We start from the raw sequence: 22,768 nt of genomic DNA, 5'->3' as shown, positions 1-22,768 counted from the left end.
GGCGATGCTACTTACGGGCGATGCTACTTACGGGCGATTTCAAGAACGCGAGCAGCGTCATCGATCGCCGCTTTCGCCTTGTTTGCGTCACCGCATGCCTGGATCAGCTGAATCGCCGGTTCCAGACGATCGATAACCGATCCACCACCCGACTTGGTCGCCTTGCGTATTGCCGATGCTTTCGCCGAACGCTTGGTCATGCCGGCCTTTCTTTTCGCCGCCGAGACGGTCGGCACGGAAACCCCACACGCCTTGGCAGTGACCGCGATCGTTGCGCCCGGGTTTTTCTTCAAGTAGTCGATTACTTTCTCTTGCTTGTTTGCTTTTTTCGCCATCGTTGAATTGTCTGTGGGGAAATGAAGAAGAAAAGGTGATTGCATGCGTTCACATCAAACGGAAGGACACTGCAATCAATGATTTGCTCAGCCTACATTATCAAACAATACCGTTCGCGTCTTAAACGACGTTAAAAGAAAAAAAGCTTCTCTTTAGCTTATAGCAAGAGAATTCCTGCACGACAACTTGCCTCAGGCTGGCGAAAAATCGCCAATGCATCAGGCGGCACCGCCGACTATCGCCCGCAAAGCAATCGCGGTCCGCTCCACGATCCCCCAAAACGCCCGCCTACCTTTGCGAAAGGGTGATCGTCAGACGGTAACCCCACACTCTGGCAAGCGTCACGACGACAATTGTTCTTCGCTCGCTGCAGACCAGCGAAGTTTATTCTTTCAACCCTGTGTAAAGCATCTCGATCGCACAGTGATTGAAACATTGCACCAGCGCTATCGGCTTAATGGGTCTATGGACGCTGACGGTTTACATTATCAGCTTGCCCACCTCGCTACAGAGGGAACCACCACCCCCTTTCACACCGAATTCGCTCGGGGCCATGCGATAGCCGAGTCGAAGGAACGGCAACATGATTTCCATCAAAACAAGCAAGGATGAAAGCACCATCAATGTACGGGGAGTCATGCCAGATTCTGTCAGTGCCTTTGACCGGAGTATGATACCGGTCTTGGCTTTGAAGGGTGTTGCACCGAGAGGGCCCCAGCGACGAGGAGGGCACCGGACAAGACGTTAGAATTGGCGATCATGAGACGACAACTGTATATCCTTGCCGTGGTCGCGAGCCTGTCGATCACCGCCGCCACGGTGCAGGCCGAAACACCGACCGAATGGTCCGCGTTCACCGAGTCCCATTGTGTCGGTTGCCACAGCGGCGAATCGCCCGAGGGCGATTTCAGCTTTGACCGGTTGGACTTTGATCTTTCCAGCGAAGAAACCACGCGGCGATGGATCCGGGTTCATGATCGCGTCGTTGCGGGCGAAATGCCGCCGCCCGATGAAGCGACGCCCGATGCGTTGGAATCTGCCGCGTTCACCGCAGCGTTGGCGAAAGAACTGGTTGCGGCCGAAACCCGGCGCGGTGATGTGGTGTTGCGGCGTTTGAATCGTCACGAATACCAGAACACCGTGCGTGATCTGTTTCAAATCCAAATCACGGTGAATGGATTGCCCGACGATTCCTCGACCGGCGGATTCGACACCGTGGGCGAAGGCTTGGCGGTTTCCGCCGAAGCGATGGCCGCTTACTTGGAAGCCGCCGATCAGGTTCTCGATGCCGTGTTTGGCGAGGGCGCCCCGCCCCGGCGGATTCGCCACGAAACGAATCTGCTCGAACAAGTGGACTGGCGGGGCCGTCCGCAATTGGAAAACCAAATCGGCAAGATGTTTCGCCGCACCGACGACGGACTGGTGATTTTCCAGTCGGGCTATTGCCCCACCAACCTGGTCAACTTTGCCCGTTTGCGAGCCCCCGCGGGAACGTATCGCGGCACCATGCGGGTCCGGGCGGTGCAGAGTGACCAACCGGTCACGTTACGAATCTATGGTGGCGATACGATTGTCAATCGTGCTGAACGTCACTTGGTGGGGTACTATGACGTCGCACCCGGACAGTGGACGACGATCGAATTCACCGATCGTCTGGTGGAAGACGGAGGCACCTTTCAGCCCAAATGTTACGGCACGCGGGACACGCGAAAGGACGCCGACACCTGGCCGGAACCGGGAATCGAAATCGGTGACATCGTGATCGAAGGTCCCTTGGAAGAATGGCCGCCGCCGGGGCGTGCCCGATTGCTCGGCGATCTCGATCTTGAGACCGCCGGTCGAGACGATGCAGAGCAGATTTTACAGCGTTTGTTGCCGCTCGCCTTTCGACGCCCGATCGAGCCGACCGAAGCGGATGCCTACTTGGAATTGTTCTCTTCGGCGGTCGCCGACGGTCGGTCCTTTGAATCCGCATTGCGGGTCAGTTTAAAAGCCGTCCTCTGCTCGCCCGACTTTTTGTTTCTAAACGAACCGGGTACATCGCAGATCAGCCCGCACGCGCTGGCGTCACGGTTGTCGTACTTTTTGTGGAGCACGATGCCGGATGACGAATTGATGAAACTGGCCCAGGACGGTTCTCTGCGGCAGAGCGACGTGCTCGCGGAACAGGTCGAACGGCTGCTGGCATCCCCCAAAGCGTCGGCTTTTACCGAAAACTTTGCCGGCCAGTGGCTTGATCTGCGCGAGATTCATTTCACCGAGCCGGACGCGAATCTGTACCCGGAGTTTGACGAGTTGTTGCGGATTTCGATGGTGCAGGAGACGGAACGGTTTTTCGACGAAATCCTGGCAAACGATCTCAGCCTCGTGAACTTTGTGGATTCGCAGTTCAGCTTTCTCAACGGGCGGCTTGCCAGTCACTATGGCATCGAAGGTGTCGATGGCCAGGCATTTCGTAAAGTACAGCTGCCACCGGACAGCCCACGCGGCGGATTGTTAACGCAGGCCAGTGTGCTGAAGGTGACCGCCAACGGAACGTACACGTCGCCGGTGCTGCGTGGTGCCTGGATTTTGGAGAACATCTTGGGTCAGCCGACGCCGCCACCGCCGGACAATGTAGGATCGATCGAACCGGACATCCGGGGCGCGACGACCATTGGCGAACAGTTGGCCAAACATCGAGACCTGCAATCGTGTGCCGCCTGTCATCGCCAGATCGACCCGCCCGGATTTGCACTGGAGTGTTTTGATCCGATCGGTGGTTACCGCGATGAGTACCGAACCATGTCACCGGACGCGCAACGACCGAAACTCAAGCAGGCGCCGTTTACCTATGCCTGGGTGCGGTACCGGATCGGATTGCCCGTGGATGCCACGGCGCAGATGCCGGATGGGCAAACAATCCGAAGCATCGACGACTTCAAGCGGATCCTGGCCGCAAACCCCGATCAACTGGCCCGAAATCTGGCCGGCAAACTGATGACATACGCGATGGGGCGTAAGATAGGATTCGCCGATCGCCGCTCGGTCGACGACATCGTCGCTCAAACACGTCGGCAGCACTACGGATTCCGTTCGCTGATCCACGCCATCGTACAACACCCCAACTTTCATCAACCATGACACAACCAAATCGTCGAACGATCCTGCGCGGCTGCGGCGTGGCCTTGGCGCTGCCGTTTTTTGAATCCACGACCGCCGCCGCTGCGGCCAAACGTCCGCGACGGCGGATCGTTGCGATCGACGTCGGCCTGGGCCTGCACGCCCCCAACATGATTCCGCAGCAATCGGGGCGCGATTATGAGTTGCCGACCTACCTGAAGTTGTTGGCCGAGTTTCGAAACCAATTCACCGTGATCTCGGGCGCGTCGCATCCCGAAGTCGGCGGCGGACACTCGTCTTACAAGTCATACCTGACCTGTGCGCCCCATCCCAACAGCGCGGGTTTCCGCAACACGATTTCGTTGGACCAATTGGCTGCGACCCAGTACGGCAGTGAAACACGTTTCGCGTCGCTTTCATTGAGCAGTTCTGGCCCGGGACTGTCGTGGTCGCGAAGTGGCGTCGAAATCCCGACGCTGACGCGACCGTCGTTCGTCTTCCGAAAACTGTTTCTCGCCGGGAAAGCAGACGAGCAAGCGCGGCAGATGCAACGCCTGCAAGATGGCCAAAGTGTTCTCGATGTCGTGATGGACAAAACCAAACGACTGCAGAAAAACCTGACCGGTCGCGACCGCGAGAAATTGGACCAGTATTTCGAAGCCGTTCGGGAAGCCGAGCGGCGATTGGCCAAAGCCGAAGCCTGGGAGCAAAAGCCTAAGCCACACGTCGATGCGAAACCGCCGCGCGACGAACCGGACAGCAAAATGATCGTGGAATGCATGCGGCTGATGTACGATGTCATGCACCTGGCACTGGAGACCGATTCGACACGTTTCCTGACGTACAACATCTCGGGCATGAACGCGGTCCCCGTGATTCCCGGCGTCGACGCCGATTATCACAACCTGTCGCATCACGGCAAAGATCCGGACAAAATCGCTCAGCTGACGCTTGTCGAATCCGCACTGATCCAAGAACTGCGTGGTTTCCTGAAGAAACTGCAGGAGAGTACGGAGGAGGAAGGATCGCTGCTCGATTCGACGATGGTGCTGTTCGGTTCGAACTTGGGAAACGCCAGCAGCCACGATACAAAGAACATGCCGATGCTGCTGGCCGGCGGTGGATTCCGCCACGGACAACACCTGGCGTTTGACCGCGACAACAATTACCCACTGCCGAACCTGTTTGTCTCCATGCTGCAACGACTGGGCATGGAAACCGACACCTTCGGGAGCGCCAGCGGCACGATGACCGGGCTTGAACGGTTAGCATAATGCCGGGGCGTGGGTGTCGGCGATTGCACAGACAGGTGTTCGAATGAAGTCATTTTTTCCCGATCCCGTGTTGTTCAGGATGCTGTTGATCGGCACGCTGTTTGCCGCGTCGCGGATCACCGTTTGGACCACTGCATGTTTCGCTGCGACCGATCAAGACGGACCGGCGTGTTTCGTTGTCGATCGATGGTTCGCAGACGAAGTCTGGGAAAAGGTCGGCAAACGAACCTGTTTGAAATGCCACAATGCTTCTGGCGATGCATCCGAGAGTGCCTTTGTGCTGCAGGATCCCGATCGGGATCGCACTCGGCGCGATGCCGTCCTTCGTGAAAATCGGCTGGCATTTGAACGTCATCTCGAAGCTGACGTCGATGGCGATTCACGCCTGTTGCAAAAAGTGGTCGGTGGCCTGGATCACGGCGGCGGAGAAGTCTTGCAGGCGGAATCGACCGGTTATCGAGTCTTACAGCGTTTCGTTCGTCGCCTGCATGGAAAACACGATCCACTGCCGTCCGAAGTCGACGACGAACCGGGGGCGTTTTTTGATGGACTGGTGATGATGCCGCCCCGACGATTGTTGCGTCGCGTGACTTTGTCCTTGGTCGGCCGCCTTCCTTCGCCCGGAGAGCTTACCAAGGTTGAAACCGACGGGCTGTCGGCCTTGAGCCCCATCTTGGACGACGTCATGCGCGAAGACGCGTTCTACGAACGTCTGCAGGAAGCCTTCAATGATATTCTGTTGACGCGGGGGTACGACGGGGTCGCCGAAGGGGCGCTCTCGTATGAGCACTTCAAATCGCGACTGTGGTATCAGGAACGGGACCCGAACCGCGATCGCAAATCGGATGAAAAGCTCAAGTACTCACACCCGGAGATGATCGCGTACACGAAATTGGTCCGCGATTATCGCGAAGCGATGCTTCGTGAGCCGCTGGAATTGATTCGATACATCGTCCGCAACGATCGGCCGTTCACGGAAATCGTCACCGCGGACTACACGATGGTGTCTCCCTACACGTCCAGGGGCTATGGCGTCTTTGAACAGGTCCGGGACAAATTCACGGACCTCGATGATCCGTTCGAATTCGTCCCCACGAAAATCCCCGCACTGACGTCTCGTAACGGCAAGGTCCAGGAATCGAAAACCGGCTTTTATCCCCACTCCGGTTTGCTCAGTTCGTTCCAATACCTGATGCGTTATCCGACGACCGAAACCAATCGAAACCGGCTGCGCGTGCGGATGTTTTTCCAGCACTTCTTGGGTGTGGACCTGTTGGAGTTGGCTCCGCGGACGAGCGATGCCGCAGCGATCACGGCCGAGTACGACGTGCCGACGATGCAGGCGTCGGATTGCGTCGTGTGCCACAAGATCATGGACCCGGTCGCGGGTCTGTTTCAAGATTATTATGTCGTCGACGCCAAAGGGGTCTATGGGCCACGCAAAGACGGCTGGTACGAAGACATGTTCGCGCCGGGATGGGGTCAGGAAGCGCTGCCGCCGGAAGAACGCTGGCGTGCATTGCAGTGGTTGGGTCAGCGAACGGCCCGCGATCCGCGATTCGCCACCGCCATGGTTGAACACGTCTGGTACATCTTGTCGGGACGTCGCCCCCTGTCGCCGCCAGAGGACCTTGACGACCCGATGTATTCGGCGAAGCATCGCGCCTCTCGGGTCCAACGAAAGGAAATGGAACGGATCGCAGATCGCTTCATCGAGGCGGACTTCAATCTGAAAGTCGTTTTCAAGGAATGGATCCATTCCGATTTCTATCGAACCGACGGCCTGGCGACCGGGGTAGGCGACCCGCGACGTCGAGCCGAACTGGATGACGTCGGGCTGGTCCGTTTGCTGACTCCCGAACAGTTGGAACGAAAGTTGATGGCGATCTTCGGCAAAAAATGGGGACGTCTGACCGATCGTGAAGCGCAGTTGAACATCCTGTACGGCGGAATTGATTCTCAAGAGGTGACCGAGCGGATCACCGATCCCAGCGGCGCGATGGGAGCGATCCAACGCATTCTGGCCAACGACCTTGCCTGTCGACACGTGGCCGCCGACTTCTTGCTGCCTGCCGCAGAACGACGCTTGTTTCCCGGTATCGAAATTGACGTGGTCCCGGGGGAGAGCGACGACGGGGACCGGCGGATTCACCAAGCGATTGTCCATCTTCACGCGTTGATTCTGGGCCGGGACGACGCCCCGGACGATCCCGAGGTGCAACGCACGTTCGATCTGTTCACGGGAATCGTCAGCGATGCAAAGTCGCGTCCGGGAATCGATCCGACTGAAAGTTATTTTTGCCAGTCTCAGCGAGAGGTCACACCGCGCGATCCGGATCCACACTACACCCTTCGCGCTTGGCGAGCGGTGGTCACCTACCTGCTTCGACAGCACGAGTTTCTCTATGAATAAGGTGTCTTGATGCGCCGTCGCAACTTTCTACAACTTTGTGCCGCAGCCGGACTGGGTTTCTCAACGCCGGTTGCCCCTTCGACGATCGCAAGTGCGGTTGAAGCCGATCGCGAGCTTCCCTCATACGACGGTCCCTATTACATCGTGTTCAATGCGTCGGGCGGTTGGGACACGACATATCTGATGGACCCCAAAGGCATCAACGAAATCAATCGTCTTTACAAACACGGAGACATCCTGACCGAGGGAAATCATCGATTCGCGCCCGACGCGGAGAATATTGAATCGGGCATCAGCAACGAGACGTTTTTCGCGAAATACGGCAAGGAACTGCTGGTGATCAACGGTCTGGATTATTCGGTCAACAACCATTCACCCTGTTCACGCTACATGGCGACGGGCAAACTGGACAGCCTGGCCTATCCTACGTTTGCAGCCTTGGTTGCGGCGTGCAATGGCCCCGATGTTCCCCTGGCGTTCCTGACGTTCGGCAACTATTCGGCGACGGGAAACTTGGTGCCCATGTCGCGCGTGCCATACTTGAACTCGCTCAATCGGCTGGCCAACGCCGACGGTGTCGACGGAAGTACCCGGCATTCCTACCACGACGACTTCGTCAGCGATCGCATCGAGCGTGCGCTCGAAGCGCAACTGCAGACCAGAATCGAATCGAATCGTCTGCCGCGGGTGGAACGATCCCAGAGCATGCTGTACGCGGCGCAGCTGAACTCAAAAGCACTCCAACGTGTGACGCCGTTCATCCCAAAATCGTCGCCGAAAGAAAGGCTGTCACGACAGGTGGACATCGCTTTGGCATCGTTCCGAGCCGGCATTTGCGTGTCCGCCAATCTGTCCATCGGCCAATTCGACAGTCATGCCAACAACGATGCCGACCAAATGAAACTGATCCCCGAATTCCTCGCAGGAGTCGACTACCTGATCACCAAGGCGGAGCAATGGAACATCCGCGAAAAACTGGTGGTGGTCATGCAGAGCGAAATGGGACGGACGCCCACCTACAATAAGGGCAACGGAAAAGACCACTGGTCGATCGGTTCGATCATGTTCTTGGGGGCAGGGATTCAGGGAAACCGCGTCATCGGTGCGACGGACGAACAACAATTTTTGGTCCCCATCAACCCTGAGACGCTTGCCCTGGACAAAGAGGGAGGAATCCGCCTCCGCCCGGAACACGTCCATTCCGCACTCCGAGACTTCGCCGGAATCTCGACGCACCGTTCATGCGACAACTTTCCGCTGAAAGTGGCCGAGCACGAGCGTTTGAAGAATCTGTTCGGATAGATCCGGTGTAAGTTTGGCATCGATACCACCAGGGCTCGCAAGCGAACGTTGACGCGCCACACTTCTGTACCGAATTGATCATCATGAGCTGTCACCGAATCAAACGCATCGTCGCCTTCACCGCGGCGGCGATCACTGCGTTCTCCTGCCATGCCGTGTCGGCCGCCGGGCCATTGAAGGTGTACATCCTGGCCGGGCAATCGAACATGCAGGGCTCGGCGCATCAAAGCACGTTTTCGGCCATGCAGGACGACCCGGAAACCACAGAACTCCTGGACAGGATCCTGGATAAAAATGGTGATCCGGTCGTGTGCGAGAATGCCTGGATCACCTACCGGACGGGCGGACGCGACGGCGAGACGGTGCGGCAAGGCAAAGTGGAAATCGGCTACGGTTTCGACGATCAGCGGATCGGTCCCGAATACGGTTTTGGCATCTTCATCGACCAGGCGATCGACGAACCGGTGTTGATCATCAAAACTGCATGGGGCGGAAAGTCACTGGCCGTGGACTTCCGCCCGCCCGGCGCGGGACCTTACCAGCCCAGTACGAACGAGAAAGAACGTGGCAATGTCCCCGCGGTGGAAAGCGTGGGACACTACTACCGTGAAATGACCCGGTTCGTGCAGTCGACGCTCCGGGACACCGAGGGTCTGAAGAAATTGGTGCCGACGTACGATGCAAGCCAAGGCTATGAACTTGCCGGATTCGTCTGGTTCCAGGGCTGGAACGACATGTGCAATCGACATCACATCGATCAATACACCGAGAACATGATCCATTTCATCCACGATGTCCGCCAGGAGTTCCACAAACCGACGCTGCCGTTCATTGTGGGCATCTTGGGCGTCTACGGCACGGACCCAGACAGTCGGAAATTTGACAAGGGGCTACCGGTCAGTGAATTTCGCAAGGCCCAATTCGCAGCCGTGGAGCAATACGACCAGAACGTGGCGGCACGCTATCGCGGCAACGTCGTCGCGGTCGACAGCGGACCGTATTACGAACTCGGGCTGAGCGACATCTACTGGAAACGGCGACTGACCGGCAATTGGAAACAGCGGGTCAAGCAGGGTCAGATGACAACGGAGCAGTTTCAAGCCGAATGCGACCGGCACGGATTCGGCGACGGTGAATTGACCCCGCAGGAGCAACGCACTTGGGATCGCTGTGCATCCAACGCCGAATACCACTACCTGGGAAGCGGCAAGACCTTCATCCGTTTCGGCAAAGCACTCGCCGAGGCCATGTTGAAATTAGAGAAACAGTGACCTGTTTGAGGAAATTGGAGAAGTCGTTTCCCTATTTCCTTTTCGACTCACGACAGGCGGGCGCCTGCTCGAGGGTGAAGACGACAATCTCTTCGCCGGTATGCGTACTGATATCGTGATGCAGGCTGACAGGCTTGATACCGGTGATCTCGCGAATCACCAACTCCAAGGTCGGCCGCGCCGTCTCGATCAATTGGGTTCGAACCTGCTTCAGCAGGTCCCGCCCTTTTTCCGCCGGCAGCGTGGTCACCAAATGTTGTTCGGCCGCGGTCAAGACACCTTGCAAGCGAACAACGAGCAGATCGCCGATCAGATGGGCGCGAATGTCCTTCGGTCCCCGCCCCATGTACTCCTGCTCGAAATGGGACATCCCTTTGCAGACGGCGGCCTCGATTTCTCCGTGTGTTTTCACCGACCCTTTCCTGTTCAACGATCAATTGCCTACTTCGCTCCGTTTTTCACCACCTGATTGGCGAGCGTACGGTCAAGCGATGTGAGAATTGCCAATTTACCACACGCCTGGCCGACAGCGCCGCGGCAAATCGTTTTCCGACGCAATCTGGCGTGAACGCGGTGAGTCAACGCTGTGAGGTAATGATTAGCGGTAGGGCGAGAGCGGCCTGTCGATTTGGTCGATGTTCAGGAATTCAACGCGATCAGGTCAGGTGCGACGCGTTAGCGAGGGTCGCTGCGCAGCCCCTTGCTAACGCGTGCGGGCTTAAAAACGACAGGATGCTTTGGTCGACGGCTGGTGCAAAGTCAGGGTCGCGCCCTTGTCTTTTCCTTCAGACGGCGTAGGATGAATTCGTGGAAGAAACGGTTCAGCCGATTTTCCGTCGCCAAAACCCGGACGACAAGATAAAGAGCAATCTGGCATTCCCCAGCCAATGGGATTCCCAGAGGGCTCGTTAAAAAGTATGCCGATGCGGCAGAACATCTTTGATGTGTTCTACCCCATCGGCTTTTTTTATGCGCACGTTTCAATTTCAGAATGCCTGAAACCAACCATGTCAACGTGGCACCGGACGATCGTTCAGCCTCAGCTGAGACGATGAATGATGAAGTTTTGATTGAATGTTGGTCATTCACCGACCCGGTCAACCTTGACTCAAGTCGCGAAATCGAATGACGCGATTCCGAACGCCTTTAGGAGGCTGTCATGGGAATTCTTTTGTGGATTGCAATGGGACTTTTAGCCGGAATCCTCGCCAAGTGGATCATGCCGGGGGTCGATCCTGGTGGACTGATCGTCACGACGCTGATCGGTATCGCGGGTGCGATCGTCGGCGGGATGATCGGAACGGCGTTTGGCTTTGGAAGCGTGACCGGATTTGACGTTCGCAGTCTGGTGATTGCAACCGGAGGCGCCGTCGTGTTGCTGTACGCCTACCGAGTCGTCTCGCCCCGCATGGGGGCATCGTCCCGTGGGGTCTAAGACGAAAATGCAACCATTCGAGAAACGACAAAATAGAGTCACGACCATGAACGCGCTCCCAGCCAACACGCCGTGTTATGTCTTGCTCGACGGCAAACAACGGCTCGCACCCCAGCTCATTGCCCCAGATTCGGGACCCGCTTTCGTGGCAATTTATGGTTTCTCGGACAAGCAACCCTATGACCTGTTTATCGCTGATTCCAAACTCGCCCTAACACCCTATCCACTGGTGAAGGGCTACCTCAAGAACCAAATCGCCGAATCCAGTGACGTCATTCACCTTGTTGTGCTTGATGCCGGAGGGCCGAACGAATCTCCATTGAATGCGGCAACCATGGACTCCGTCCTGCAAGCCCAGCAACAAGACGCAAATCAAGTGAGTGTCTCGTTCCGGTTGACGCTGGATGGAGATGCAAAGGCGTACCGCGTCGAGAAGGCTTCGTCTTGTTTGGATGAGACGAACAGATCAGTGCAAACACAGGGCACGTCATAATCAAACGTTTTATTCCGCGGCTTTCCCAATCGCAATTGCTATGCCCGGCTCAGCTGGCGCCGTCGCGAGATGATTTCGAGGTGATCGGTGTCTTCAATCCGGGGGTCGTCCGAATCGGAAATGACGTCGTCATGCTCGTGCGAGTCGCAGAAAGGCCCAATGAGAAACGTTCCGGCTGGTCGGGATTGCCGCGTTGGGACCCCAGTGGCGACTGTGTCATCGACTGGGTGGGTGAAGCCGACTTCGTGCCAATCGATCCACGCGTCGTTCAAACCAAGTCCGATGGCCGACTGAGACTGACGTCGGTCTCGCATCTGCGTGTATTTCGTCGGCGTGACGGAAGCTCCGCCGGCTGGGTGCCCGGTCCGGCCCTGTTGCCGGAGTTGGCGATCGAGGAATTTGGCATGGAAGACGCGCGGATTACCAAGATCGACCAGACATATTGGATTACCTACGTGTCCGTCTCGCGACAGGGAGCGGCAACGGCATTGGCGTCCAGCGAGGACATGCTGACCTTCAAACGCCACGGTTTGATCTTCTGTCCTGAAAACAAAGACGTGGTTCTGTTTCCAGGACAGGTCGATGGACAATACTTGGCCCTGCATCGCCCGAATCCGAATTCACATTTCAGTCCGCCGCAAATTTGGATTGCCCGATCACCCGACTTGCTGCATTGGGGTGAGCACCAAAGCCTGTATGGCGGGGAACAGAGCTGGGAAGGCGATCGAGTCGGCGGCGGTACGCCCCCGATGTTGATCGACGAAGGTTGGTTGCATCTTTATCACGGCAGCCGGCGGACTCAGCGCGACGGTCGCGTCGGCGAATACTCGGTCGGCGCATTGCTATTGGATCGCGACGATCCGTCCCGGGTGCTGGCACGCTCCGGCCAACCGATGATGGCGCCTATGGCTGAGTACGAGCGAAACGGTTTCGTACCCAACGTCGTGTTCCCGACGGCCATGATCCCCGCAAGTCTTGACCACAGCGATGACCGAATAAGCGTTTACTACGGCGCGGCAGACACTGCGATCGGCGTCGTCGATTTTTCCAAACAGGATATTTTGAAATCACTTCAGTGATCTCGTCATCCGATCCCCCGAGGAGTTTCCCATGGCCAACTCGGCCCTCACCAAAATCGCTTTTGTCGGCGATTATCTGCCGCGGAAGTGCGGCATTGCCACGTTCACTCACGATTTACGAAGCGCGGTTGCCGATGCTTCGTCGGCAGAGTGTGTGGTGGTGCCGGTGGACGACATAGCAGAAGGCTACGACTACGGGCCGGAAGTGAGTTTTCAAATTCCCGAACAGGAGATTGACGCCTACCGTTGTGCCGCCGATTTCTTGAACTTCAGCAACGTCGATGTGGTCTCGCTACAACACGAATTCGGCATTTTCGGAGGCCCGGGGGGAAGCCACATTCTGACTTTTTTGCGTGACATACGGATCCCGGTTGTGACGACGCTGCACACGGTTTTGTCCGAGCCGGACGCCACCCAACGGCAGGTCATGGATCAGCTTGCCAAGCTTTCCACACGGCTCGTGGTGATGACCGAGCGAAGTCGCGAAACGCTCTGCGAAACCTATGGCGTCCCCGAAAGCAAGGTGGATTTGATCGCCCACGGCATTCCCGACGCCCCCTATGCAGATCCCAGTGAGTTCAAAGAACAGTTCGGTGTCGAAGGCAAGCAGGTTGCGTTGACGTTTGGGCTGCTCTCTCCCAACAAAGGCATCGAGTACGTCCTGAAGGCGATTCCCGAGGTCACGAAACAATTCCCCGATTTCATCTATCTGATTTTGGGGGCGACGCACCCTAGTTTGATACGAAACGAAGGTGAACGCTATCGCATCAGTCTGGAACGGATGGCAAAAGACTTGGGGATCAGCAAGAACGTCAGCTTTTACAATCGTTTCGTTGAACTGGACGAGTTGACCAAGTTCATCGGCGCCGCGGATCTTTACATCACGCCGTATCTGAACGTGGCACAAGCGGTCTCGGGGACGCTTGCCTATGCGTTCGGTTGCGGACAAGCCGTCATTTCGACCCCCTATTGGCATGCCGAAGAATTGCTCGCCGACGGCCGGGGAGTGCTCGTTCCGTTTGCAGATCCGGACGCCATTGGCCGAGAAGTGATCGCTCTGCTGAGCGATGACGAGCGCCGACAGACGATGCGTGACCGAGCCCACCTGTTGGGGCGTGAAATGCTCTGGAGCCATGTGGCGGAACTCTACCTGCAATCCTTCCGTGATGCTCAGACGAATTACGGGAGCCAGCGTAAACCCCTGGCGGTGCGAACCCTCAATGAACAACCGTTGGATCTGCCACGCATCAATCTGGAACACTTGCGTCGCATGAGCGATTCGGCCGGAGTCATTCAGCACGCCTGCTATTCCATTCCCAACCATCACGAAGGCTACTGCACCGATGACAACGCCAGGGCGCTAATTTTGACGGTCTTGCTCGAGGAACTGGGCAAGGACACTCCAGAATTGCACGCATTGGCATCAACGTACGCGGCGTTTGTGAATTATGCCTTTGATCGAACGAGCGGTCGCTTTCGCAACTTCATGAGCTTCGATCGGCGCTGGATGGAGCGAGACGGTTCGGACGATTCACAGGGCCGGGCTGTCTGGGCACTGGGCACCTGTGTCGGTCGATCCAGAAGACTGGGATTCCAGGCCTGGGCGATGGACTTGTTTGCAAAGGCACTGCCCGCATGTGAAGACACCACCTCGCCACGCACCTGGGCGCTGGCACTGTTGGGGATTCACGAATACCTACGTCGCATGAGCGGTGACCGCGCCGTCAGCCAGACCGGTGAGCGATTGGCCGAAAAACTCGTCGACCTGTACGACCGAACCGCCACCGACGATTGGCCGTGGTTTGAAGATGTCGCGTCTTACAACAACGCCCGGCTGTGCCAGGCTTTGATTCGCAGTGGGAGTTGGAGTGAGAATCCGCGTGTGACGCAAATCGGTATCGAATCGCTCCGTTGGTTATGCGAGAAACAACGCTCTCCCGAAGGCAGGTTCCGTCCGATCGGGTGCAACGGTTTCTGTCGCCAAGGTGTGCCGACCGCGATCTATGACCAACAGGCGATCGAAGCCCACGCGATGGTGTCCGCAGCGATCGAGGCCTTTGATGTTGCCAAAGATCCATTCTGGCGCGAACAGGCACACCTGGCATTCGATTGGTTTCTGGGACGCAACGACCACGGATTACCGATCTACAACGCATCAACCGGCGGCTGCTACGACGGGCTGGCGGAACATCAGGTCAATCAAAACCAAGGTGCAGAATCGACGCTCGCTTTCCTGCTCTCACTGGCTGAGATGCAACGACTCGAAGGATCGCTGCCAACATTGACAACACTCTCTAACGATGCCACAACCGTCAAGCGCCCACTCCAGGAAACCGTCAGCGGTACCCATGCTAGTTAAACGAACGGGAATCGTCCTTTCGCCCAACAACCGAAGGGTCGTGTTACGACCGTTCGAGATGCCCAATCCCGACCGAAAACTTCGGATCATCGCGCGTGTGTCGACACTATCCGAAGAACAGGTCGATGCGCAATTGAATCACGTCTTGGAGGAATTTCATGGAAGACATCAGCGGCCACGCCAATTCTTCCTGAGCCGCTTCGAAGCCATCCGCCGGTACCTGTTGACCGACGCTCCGCTGAGCGAAAGCCGCCAACTATTGCTCGGCGCCTACTTCACGCAAGAGTACGCATTGGAATCGGCGGCGCTGTTCAATCCATCGATTGTTTGGCACCCCGACCAATCAAACCTTGCCGACGGTTCGCGACGTTTCGTCCTGAGTCTGCGCGCGGTCGGTGAAGGACACATTTCATCTGTCACGTTTCGATCAGGAGTCATTGACGCCGAGAATCGGTTATCCATCGATGAACCGACCGGCTACGTGACGACGCCCGAATTTGTGCCCGACGCACTCTATGAAAAAGTTCTCTTTCTTCGCAAGTTGGTCGAACTCGGCTTGGAGTGTCCCTTCACTGATTCCGTGTTTGCCGGCCTGGAAAACGAGTTCAACTTGAACCAACTGGAGAACGCGTTGAATCGTGGCATGCGAGAGTCTGGGGCCCGCCGCCGCGAGTTGGCGACAACCGTCGACCAAGTCGTCATGCTCGCAAAGTCAAACTATGAAATCACTTACTTGCCACAGCACGATCTGTCCGAACGCCTGATTTTTCCCTTCGGGCCAACCGAAACCAACGGGATTGAGGATGCCCGCTTTGTCCAATTTCAGGAGGAAAATGGAGTCCAGCGCTACTACGCGACCTACTCTGCGTACGACGGAAGAATGGTCTTGCCGCAATTGCTCGAGACACAAGACTTCCTGCATTTCAAAATGCACACACTCAATGGTCCAGCCATCGTCGACAAGGGACTGGCCATGTTCCCGCGAAAGATCAACGGGCACTACGCCATGTTGTCTCGGCAAGACGGCGAGCATCTGTTCTTGATGTATTCCGACATGCTGCACTTCTGGCACACCAAACAGATGATCGTGAAGCCCACGTACCCTTGGGAGTTTGTGCAGATGGGAAATTGTGGTTCGCCCATCGAGACGGATGAAGGATGGCTGGTGCTCACGCATGGTGTCGGGCCGATGCGCAAGTACTGTATCGGCGTGATCCTGCTGGACTTGGAGGATCCGTCACGCGTGATCGGTCGCTTGAAGGAGCCACTGTTGACCCCAAACGAAAATGAACGCGAAGGCTATGTCCCGAACGTCGTCTACAGTTGCGGCAGCGTGATCCACAACGGACAATTGGTGCTTCCTTATGCCATGTCGGATTATGCGACCACGTTTGCGACGGTCTCCGTCGAAGAACTGTTGTCTTTGATGATCTGAGCCAATGCATACGGATTGCGTTGGAACGCCCCCAATGAGACCGCCTATCCGACCACGATCGTCCTGGATGAAACGGGCAAGATCACGTTCGTTAAATTGGGCGAGACTCACGGGGGACGATCGGCGGCCGAAGTAGTTCTCGCAACCTTGTAACATCATCCCCTTATGGCATGGATCTACTTGCTGATCGCCGGCTGTTTAGAAATCGGTTGGGCGATCGGTTTGAAATACACCGAAGGCTGGTCACGATTTTGGCCGAGCGTGCTGACCCTCGTGACGATGATCGCCAGTTTCTATTGCTTGGCACTGGCGGTGAAAGAAATTCCGATCGGGACCGGCTACGCGATTTGGACCGGCATCGGAGCGGTCGGGACGGCTACGCTGGGGATTCTGTTGTTTGCCGAACCCGTCTCCGCGATGCGCATCGTGTGCATGGCGTTGATCATCGCGGGAATCGTCGGATTGAAGCTCAGCTAATAATAGTTGAGCGCGCGGGCCCGTTCGGGTTGAAAATAAATTCGTTCGACTCGCTTTTGCGTTTTTCGATTGAGCAGGGGCAGGGTGATGCTCTGGCCGATCCGGCGTCCAAAAATTTCCGCGCCCAACGGCGACAGAATTGAGAGTTTCCCCTCGGCAATGCATGCTTCGTGCGGATACACCAAGGTGTAGGTTTCCGCGTCATTTGAATCCATGTCGCGCAATTGGACCGTCGAGTTCATCGTCACCACGTCCGGCGACATCTCCTCCGGCTCGACCACAGGGGTGCAGTCAAGTGCCTTGTCCAGATCAGCCAGATGAGACCTGCCGCCACTGAGCGCACGGGCGGACTCGCTTTGCAAAAGCTTACGAAGTTGTTGTAAGTCGGTTCGTGTGACGGAAACAATTCGAGAGGTCATGATGGTGTGTTGGGGTAGATTCCAAGGGCAGAAAGTGCACCGCGGCGACGGACCGACGCCGATGTTTGCCCCGCCTTTAGGCCAACGTGCGCAGCAGGATTGCGAGCGCGAAGAGGGCGATCAACACCATTTGCCCGAACATCATTTCAAGAGACGTGGAGGCAACGTGAGGTTCGCCGTGACCGGTTGAGTCGTCGTGCGGACGAGGAACCGCATGCTCGGGGTTGCGCATGAACATGATCGAGACCAATTCGATGGAAAAAGACGGAACACCTTCCTGGCGACACGAGGTCTTTGTCATCGAAGCATTCCGCATGCCAACGAGCCATTCCACGCAATGGAGCCGGAATTCGCGTCGCCCCGAGGTTCCGCGTCAACCGGCGTTGACGCCGTGGAGCCTCAATACGCCAAATTCGGCCCCAGCCAGCGTTCGATCTCTTCGATCGGCTTGCCTTTGCGTTTGGCATAGGCTTCGATCTGGTCTCGCGTCATCCGCTCGACGGTAAAGTAACGTGCCTCGGGATGTCCGAAATACAGACCACTGACGCTGGCTCCGGGTGTCATGGCGAAGCTGCTGGTCAACTCAATTCCCGTGTTCTTCTCGGCGTCCAGCAAGTCAAAAAGCGCGCGTTTTTCGGTGTGATCGGGGCACGCGGGATAGCCGGCGGCAGGTCGGATGCCGCGGTACTTTTCCGCGATCAAGTCTTCCTGTGACAGGCCTTCGGTTTGGCCGAATCCCCAGTCGCCGCGTGCGCGCTCGTGCAACATTTCCGCCAGCGCTTCGGCGAATCGATCGGCAACCGCTTGGACCATGATCGCCTTGTAATCATCGAGTTCGGCTTTGTATTTCATCGCCAGTTCCATCGCTCCGATCCCGGCGGTGACGGCGAAGCCGCCGAGGAAATCCTCGCGGCCGGAGTCCCGCGGTGCGACGTAGTCGGCCAGCGAGCGAAAGTCCTGTTGTCCCTTGCGTTCCCACTGTTGTCGCAAGAAATGAAGCCGCGTCAATTCATGCCGCCGGGTCGCGTCGGTGAATAGGATCACGTCGTCGCCATCGCTGGCGGCGGGCCAAAACCCGTAAACGGCGTTGGCGGTCAGCGATCGATCAGCGATGATCTCGTCGATCAATCGATTCGCGTCCTCGTAGAGTTCTCGGGCTTGCGGCCCGACCACATGGTCCTCAAAGATTTTAGGAAACTTGCCTTTCAATTCCCACGTGCTGAAAAACGGAGACCAGTCGATGTAGGGTCGAATCCGTTCCAGCGAGATGTCACGCAAGACGCGGGTGCCGGTGAACGACGGCGCATCGATGGGGACAGAATTCCAATCCGTAAGGAATCGTTTTTCCAGGGCTTCGGCATAGGGCACGAGTTTCTGCTTGCGGTCGCGGAAGCTATCGGCCAGCTTCTTTTGCGTCGAGACATTCTCGGCGACGAATGCATCGCGACCGTCGCTGAGCAAACGTTCGACGACGTTCACGCTTCGACTCGCATCGAGCACGTGCAGCACGGGACCGTCGTAGGCCGGAGCAATTTTGACGGCGGTGTGTTTGGCACTGGTCGTCGCGCCGCCGATCAACAGCGGCATGGTCATCCCGGTACGTTTCATCTCGCGTGCGACGTGCGTCATTTCATCCAGCGACGGCGTGATCAAGCCGCTCAGCCCGATCATGTCCACGTTCTGTTTGGCCGCTTCCTGGAGGATCGTTTCGGCGGAGACCATCACGCCCAAGTCGATGACTTCATAGTTGTTGCACTGCAACACGACGCCGACGATATTCTTGCCGATGTCGTGCACGTCACCCTTGACCGTCGCGATCAGAAACTTGCCGCGTGCCGCTTCGTGCAATGTTCCCGCCAACCGTTTCTCTTCCTCCATGAACGGTTCCAGGTAGGCGACGGCCTTCTTCATCACGCGAGCCGACTTGACGACTTGCGGCAAAAACATCTTGCCGGCGCCGAACAGATCACCGACAACTTTCATCCCATCCATCAACGGGCCTTCGATCACTTGGATGCAGCGATCAAAATGCTGGCGGGCGTCCTCGGTATCCTGGACGATGTATTTGTCGATGCCTTTGACCAGCGCGTGCGTCATCCGCTCTGCCACCGGGGCGTCCCGCCAAGCCAGGTCTTCCCCCGACCTCTTCTTTCCATCGCCCTTCACCGTTTCGGCGAATTCCAGCATCCGCTCGGTCGCATCCGGGCGGCGATTGAGTAGCACATCTTCGACGCGTTCGAGCAGGTCTTTGGGAATTTGCTCGTAGATTTCCAGTTGACCGGCGTTGACGATTCCCATGTCCAGTCCCGCATCGACGGCGTGGTACAGGAACGCGCTGTGGATGGCTTCGCGGACCGGATCGTTGCCGCGAAAGCTGAAACTGATGTTGCTAACGCCGCCGCTGGTTTTCGCGCCGGGGCACACCTGTTTAATTCGCCGCACGGCGTTAATGAAATCGACGGCATAGTTGTTGTGCTCGTCCATCCCCGTGGCGATCGTCAAAATATTGGGGTCGAAAATGATGTCTTCGGTGGGAAAACGCAGCTTTTCGGTCAGCAGGTCGTAGGCCCGCTTGCAGATCCGGACCTTGCTTTCTTCGTCGGCCGCTTGGCCTTGTTCGTCAAAGGCCATCACGACGGCAGCGGCACCGTACTGACGCACCAAGGCGGCCCGTCGCAGAAACTCGGTCTCGCCGTCCTTCAATGAGATCGAATTGACGATCGCTTTGCCTTGCACGTTGCGAAGCCCCGCTTCGATCACCTCCCACTTGCTGCTGTCGATCATCACGGGAACCGACGCGGCGACGTGATCACCGGCGATCAAACGCAGAAAGCGGGTCATCGCCTCGACACCATCGAGCATCCCTTCGTCAAAGTTGACGTCGATGATGGTGGCCCCGTTTTCGACTTGCTCACGCGCGATCTCGACCGCCTCTTCATACTTTTCATCGCGGATCAGGCGGGCGAACTTCTTGCTGCCCATCACGTTGGTGCGTTCACCGACCATCGTGAAAGGCACTTCGGGACGCATCACCAGCGGCATCTGACCGGACAACCGCGTGTAGACCGGGCCGGGTGCGTCTTGCTTGGGCCGGCGTCCTTTCACGCGTTCGGCCATCGCGCGGATGTGATCGGGCGTCGTGCCGCAACAACCGCCCAGAATGTTCACCCAACCGTTGTCGGCGTATTCACCCACCTTGTCCGCCATCGCCTTGGGGCCGAGGTCGAATTCGCCCATCTCGTTGGGCAAACCGGCATTGGGATGGCAGGAAATGGGAATCTCGGAAACTTTCGCAAGTTCTTCGATGTGAGCCCGCATCACGTCGGGGCCGAGCGCACAATTCATGCCGACCGAAAGCAACGGGAAGTGGTTGATGGCCGTCCAAAAGGCCTCCACACTTTGAGCGCTGACGAAGGTTCGGCCGCCATCGCCGAACGTACCGCTGGCCATCACGGGAACGCGGCGACCACCGGCATTGAAAAAGTCGGCGATCGCGAACAAACACGCCTTTAGATTCAAGGTGTCGATCGCGGTCTCGGGCAGCAACACGTCGACCCCGGCGGCGACCAACGATTCGACCTGGGCCCGGTAGCTGTCCACCATTTCCTGAAACGTCGTGCCGCGATACGCCGGATCGTCTTCGGTGCTGATGGCCAACTGCTTGGTCGTCGGTCCGATCGAACCGGCCACGAAACGCGGCTTGTCGGGGGTGCGTTCGGTCCACTCCTGGGCCGCAGTTCGTGCGCACGCCACCGCCGCATGGTTGATTTCATCGACCAGGTCAAGCGGCAGGTCAAACTCGACCATCCCGACCGGTGAAGCCCCGAACGAGTTCGTTTCCACGATGTCGCTGCCGGCCTCAAAGTAGGCCCGATGGATCTCGGTGATCTTGTCGGGATGCGTCAGGCAGAGGATGTCGGAAAAGTTCTTGAGGTCCTTGTGGTGATCGGCGAATCGCTCACCCCGCACGGCGGCTTCGTCCAATCCCAGACGCTGGATCATGGTTCCCATCGCGCCATCAAGAAGCAGGATCCGTTCCCGCGCGAGCGTACCAAGGATGGAGGTGTCGTGTGGTTCGGCTTGAATCATCGTGGTCAGCCTGGGTGGTCGGGTAGGTCTAGAACGGGCAGGTTTCGAACGGGCAGGTTTCGAACGGGCAGGTTTCGAACGGGCAGGTTTCGAACGGGCAGGTTTCGAACAGGCAGGGCGGGAGCGGGCTGATCGAAGTTTGAACCGATCGGCCCGTGCGTTGTCACACTTGAAACGCAGGGTTGAAGCCGTAGCGAAAACCGCCAACGGTTTGTCGCATGAATCGCATCACACGTCGGATTCGCCGTGTCGCGCGAGCGTACAAGCCTCAACCACCAAGGAAACGCATCGAGGCCCGTAGGCTCGCGTTCAACGGCTGATTCAATCGACAAACCGCAAGGCTTTCGGCGGTTTGCCGACGGATCCGAATCTCTTGGCGAGTTCTGCTAGCCCAAAATCAATCTCGCTGGAGCACTCGCCGGCTTTCGGGTCCGTCGCCGCAGCGATCCCGAATCAGCGCCAGCTGCGCTCTGGCATGACTCAAGGTTGACAGGGGGAAAACTGATCCCACAAACATGCATCAATGATACATGTTTAAGGGCATTGCGTTAACCCGTGTCTTGAGAAGACAACCATGCCCGCCGGAGAGCCGAAGAATTGACAACGGTCCCCCCGCCGCCAATACTACACTCAGACATGCAGATTAGAGCTTTTTGTCCATTCCCCCCTCGATTCAGGAAATCCCCATGAAACGCCTTCCCCTGTCCGCCTGCCTTGTCGCTACGCTGGCCGTCTCGCTCGCCAGCGGTTTTTCACTGACGGTCCGGCCGGTTCAAGCACAAGAACCCGCGGCGACCGCGCAGGCCGACGCGAAGAAAGCTGAGAAGAAACCGGGCAAGAGAGCGATCGAGCGATCGCGAAAGACGGTGCAAACGTTGGACAACATTTTCAAGCAAACGATCGTGTTGGTGACCGACAAGTACGTCAATGACGATGACGATTTTGCAGCCGGCAGTGCCGCGGTGTTGTTGTTCAAGAAAATCTCGGATGGCAGCGACAAGACGATTCGACTGATCGACGCCACGGGCGATCCCTATGAATCCGAAAATGTCGCCAAGGATGACTTTGAAAAGCAGGGCATCAAGAAGTTGAAGGCCGGAGCCAAGAGCGTCGACGAAGTCGTCACCCTGGACGGCAAGCACTACTTGCGCGCCATGACACCGGTGCCTGTCGTCATGCAAAAATGCGTGATGTGTCACGCACACTACGAAGATGTCGCCGAGGGTGAGCCGATCGGAGCGATCAGTTACACCGTGCCGATCGAATAGTTGAGTTCGTGTTATC

At 57.3% G+C, this 22,768-nt stretch carries 17 protein-coding genes; 12 read left to right on the top strand and 5 right to left on the bottom strand.

The window, feature by feature from the left end:
• Window positions 1–23 precede the first annotated feature (23 nt).
• Window positions 24–335, bottom strand: a complete 312-nt coding sequence (locus NZK35_RS10325; RefSeq protein ID WP_259632459.1) for a winged helix-turn-helix transcriptional regulator — start codon at window positions 333–335, stop codon at window positions 24–26.
• Between the two features lie 760 nt (window positions 336–1,095).
• Here NZK35_RS10325 and NZK35_RS10320 point away from each other — a divergent pair.
• From NZK35_RS10320 to NZK35_RS10300, 5 genes are all read left to right on the top strand, one after another.
• Entirely contained in the window at window positions 1,096–3,459 is a 2,364-nt protein-coding gene (locus NZK35_RS10320) for a DUF1592 domain-containing protein (RefSeq protein ID WP_259632458.1), read from the top strand.
• Window positions 3,456–4,712, top strand: a complete 1,257-nt coding sequence (locus NZK35_RS10315; RefSeq protein WP_259632457.1) for a DUF1552 domain-containing protein — start codon at window positions 3,456–3,458, stop codon at window positions 4,710–4,712. Before NZK35_RS10320 ends, NZK35_RS10315 begins: the two co-directional genes overlap by 4 nt.
• Window positions 4,713–4,755: 43 nt before the next feature.
• Window positions 4,756–7,125 (top strand): hypothetical protein, encoded by a 2,370-nt coding sequence (locus NZK35_RS10310; protein ID WP_259632456.1) that lies wholly within the window; start codon window positions 4,756–4,758, stop codon window positions 7,123–7,125.
• 9 nt (window positions 7,126–7,134) lie between these two features.
• Window positions 7,135–8,427 carry a DUF1501 domain-containing protein gene (locus NZK35_RS10305; protein ID WP_259632455.1) on the top strand — a complete coding sequence of 431 codons (1,293 nt, stop codon included), beginning with the start codon at window positions 7,135–7,137 and terminating at the stop codon, window positions 8,425–8,427.
• An 83-nt stretch (window positions 8,428–8,510) separates the two neighbouring features.
• Window positions 8,511–9,698 carry a sialate O-acetylesterase gene (locus NZK35_RS10300; RefSeq protein WP_259632454.1) on the top strand — a complete coding sequence of 396 codons (1,188 nt, stop codon included), beginning with the start codon at window positions 8,511–8,513 and terminating at the stop codon, window positions 9,696–9,698.
• Between the two features lie 31 nt (window positions 9,699–9,729).
• Here the strand turns inward: NZK35_RS10300 and NZK35_RS10295 are convergent, their stop codons facing one another.
• A complete protein-coding gene (locus NZK35_RS10295) occupies window positions 9,730–10,110 on the bottom strand; it encodes a DUF2294 domain-containing protein (RefSeq protein WP_259632453.1) in 381 nt (126 codons plus the stop codon).
• Between the two features lie 747 nt (window positions 10,111–10,857).
• Between NZK35_RS10295 and NZK35_RS10290 the strand changes: the two genes are divergently transcribed.
• The 6 genes from NZK35_RS10290 to sugE all read left to right on the top strand — a co-directional run bounded on the left by NZK35_RS10290 (window position 10,858) and on the right by sugE (window position 16,976).
• Complete coding sequence (locus NZK35_RS10290) at window positions 10,858–11,133, top strand: GlsB/YeaQ/YmgE family stress response membrane protein (RefSeq protein ID WP_259632452.1); 276 nt, start codon at window positions 10,858–10,860, stop codon at window positions 11,131–11,133.
• A 46-nt stretch (window positions 11,134–11,179) separates the two neighbouring features.
• Window positions 11,180–11,626: a hypothetical protein gene (locus NZK35_RS10285; protein WP_259632451.1), complete on the top strand. Its 447-nt coding sequence runs from the start codon at window positions 11,180–11,182 to the stop codon at window positions 11,624–11,626.
• A gap of 80 nt (window positions 11,627–11,706) precedes the next feature.
• On the top strand, window positions 11,707–12,705 hold the full coding sequence (locus tag NZK35_RS10280) for a glycoside hydrolase family 130 protein (RefSeq protein ID WP_259632450.1): 999 nt from the start codon (window positions 11,707–11,709) through the stop codon (window positions 12,703–12,705).
• Window positions 12,706–12,736: 31 nt separating this feature from the next.
• Window positions 12,737–15,064, top strand: coding sequence for a glycosyltransferase family 4 protein (locus NZK35_RS10275; RefSeq protein WP_259632449.1), 2,328 nt, complete (start codon window positions 12,737–12,739; stop codon window positions 15,062–15,064).
• Between the two features lie 40 nt (window positions 15,065–15,104).
• Window positions 15,105–16,499 carry a glycoside hydrolase family 130 protein gene (locus NZK35_RS10270; protein WP_259632448.1) on the top strand — a complete coding sequence of 465 codons (1,395 nt, stop codon included), beginning with the start codon at window positions 15,105–15,107 and terminating at the stop codon, window positions 16,497–16,499.
• A 165-nt stretch (window positions 16,500–16,664) separates the two neighbouring features.
• A complete protein-coding gene (gene sugE, locus NZK35_RS10265; protein ID WP_259632447.1) occupies window positions 16,665–16,976 on the top strand; it encodes a quaternary ammonium compound efflux SMR transporter SugE in 312 nt (103 codons plus the stop codon).
• On the opposite strand, the gene NZK35_RS10260 is transcribed toward sugE, so the two are convergent.
• From NZK35_RS10260 to metH, 3 genes are all read right to left on the bottom strand, one after another.
• Window positions 16,973–17,395, bottom strand: coding sequence for a GreA/GreB family elongation factor (locus NZK35_RS10260; RefSeq protein ID WP_259632446.1), 423 nt, complete (start codon window positions 17,393–17,395; stop codon window positions 16,973–16,975). The genes sugE and NZK35_RS10260 overlap by 4 nt on opposite strands.
• Before the next feature lie 76 nt (window positions 17,396–17,471).
• On the bottom strand, window positions 17,472–17,696 hold the full coding sequence (locus tag NZK35_RS10255) for a hypothetical protein (RefSeq protein WP_259632445.1): 225 nt from the start codon (window positions 17,694–17,696) through the stop codon (window positions 17,472–17,474).
• Window positions 17,697–17,794: 98 nt separating this feature from the next.
• Window positions 17,795–21,484, bottom strand: a complete 3,690-nt coding sequence (gene metH, locus NZK35_RS10250) for a methionine synthase (protein WP_259632444.1) — start codon at window positions 21,482–21,484, stop codon at window positions 17,795–17,797.
• A gap of 686 nt (window positions 21,485–22,170) precedes the next feature.
• Between metH and NZK35_RS10245 the strand changes: the two genes are divergently transcribed.
• Window positions 22,171–22,752, top strand: a complete 582-nt coding sequence (locus NZK35_RS10245) for a c-type heme family protein (protein ID WP_259632443.1) — start codon at window positions 22,171–22,173, stop codon at window positions 22,750–22,752.
• Window positions 22,753–22,768 lie beyond the last annotated feature (16 nt).

Source organism: Stieleria sedimenti, assembly GCF_025060895.1.
GTDB classification, from domain to species: domain Bacteria; phylum Planctomycetota; class Planctomycetia; order Pirellulales; family Pirellulaceae; genus Stieleria; species Stieleria sedimenti.
Note: the sequence above shows the minus strand (reverse complement) of the source record. Positions and strands in the feature narration are given on the sequence as shown.

Coding starts and splice junctions, on each gene's coding strand:
- NZK35_RS10325 (WP_259632459.1), bottom strand. CDS start 335: ATGGCGAAAAAAGCAAACAAGCAAGAGAAAGTAATCGACTACTTGAAG.
- NZK35_RS10320 (WP_259632458.1), top strand. CDS start 1,096: ATGAGACGACAACTGTATATCCTTGCCGTGGTCGCGAGCCTGTCGATC.
- NZK35_RS10315 (WP_259632457.1), top strand. CDS start 3,456: ATGACACAACCAAATCGTCGAACGATCCTGCGCGGCTGCGGCGTGGCC.
- NZK35_RS10310 (WP_259632456.1), top strand. CDS start 4,756: ATGAAGTCATTTTTTCCCGATCCCGTGTTGTTCAGGATGCTGTTGATC.
- NZK35_RS10305 (WP_259632455.1), top strand. CDS start 7,135: ATGCGCCGTCGCAACTTTCTACAACTTTGTGCCGCAGCCGGACTGGGT.
- NZK35_RS10300 (WP_259632454.1), top strand. CDS start 8,511: ATGAGCTGTCACCGAATCAAACGCATCGTCGCCTTCACCGCGGCGGCG.
- NZK35_RS10290 (WP_259632452.1), top strand. CDS start 10,858: ATGGGAATTCTTTTGTGGATTGCAATGGGACTTTTAGCCGGAATCCTC.
- NZK35_RS10285 (WP_259632451.1), top strand. CDS start 11,180: ATGAACGCGCTCCCAGCCAACACGCCGTGTTATGTCTTGCTCGACGGC.
- NZK35_RS10275 (WP_259632449.1), top strand. CDS start 12,737: ATGGCCAACTCGGCCCTCACCAAAATCGCTTTTGTCGGCGATTATCTG.
- sugE (WP_259632447.1), top strand. CDS start 16,665: ATGGCATGGATCTACTTGCTGATCGCCGGCTGTTTAGAAATCGGTTGG.
- NZK35_RS10260 (WP_259632446.1), bottom strand. CDS start 17,395: ATGACCTCTCGAATTGTTTCCGTCACACGAACCGACTTACAACAACTT.
- NZK35_RS10255 (WP_259632445.1), bottom strand. CDS start 17,696: ATGACAAAGACCTCGTGTCGCCAGGAAGGTGTTCCGTCTTTTTCCATC.
- metH (WP_259632444.1), bottom strand. CDS start 21,484: ATGATTCAAGCCGAACCACACGACACCTCCATCCTTGGTACGCTCGCG.
- NZK35_RS10245 (WP_259632443.1), top strand. CDS start 22,171: ATGAAACGCCTTCCCCTGTCCGCCTGCCTTGTCGCTACGCTGGCCGTC.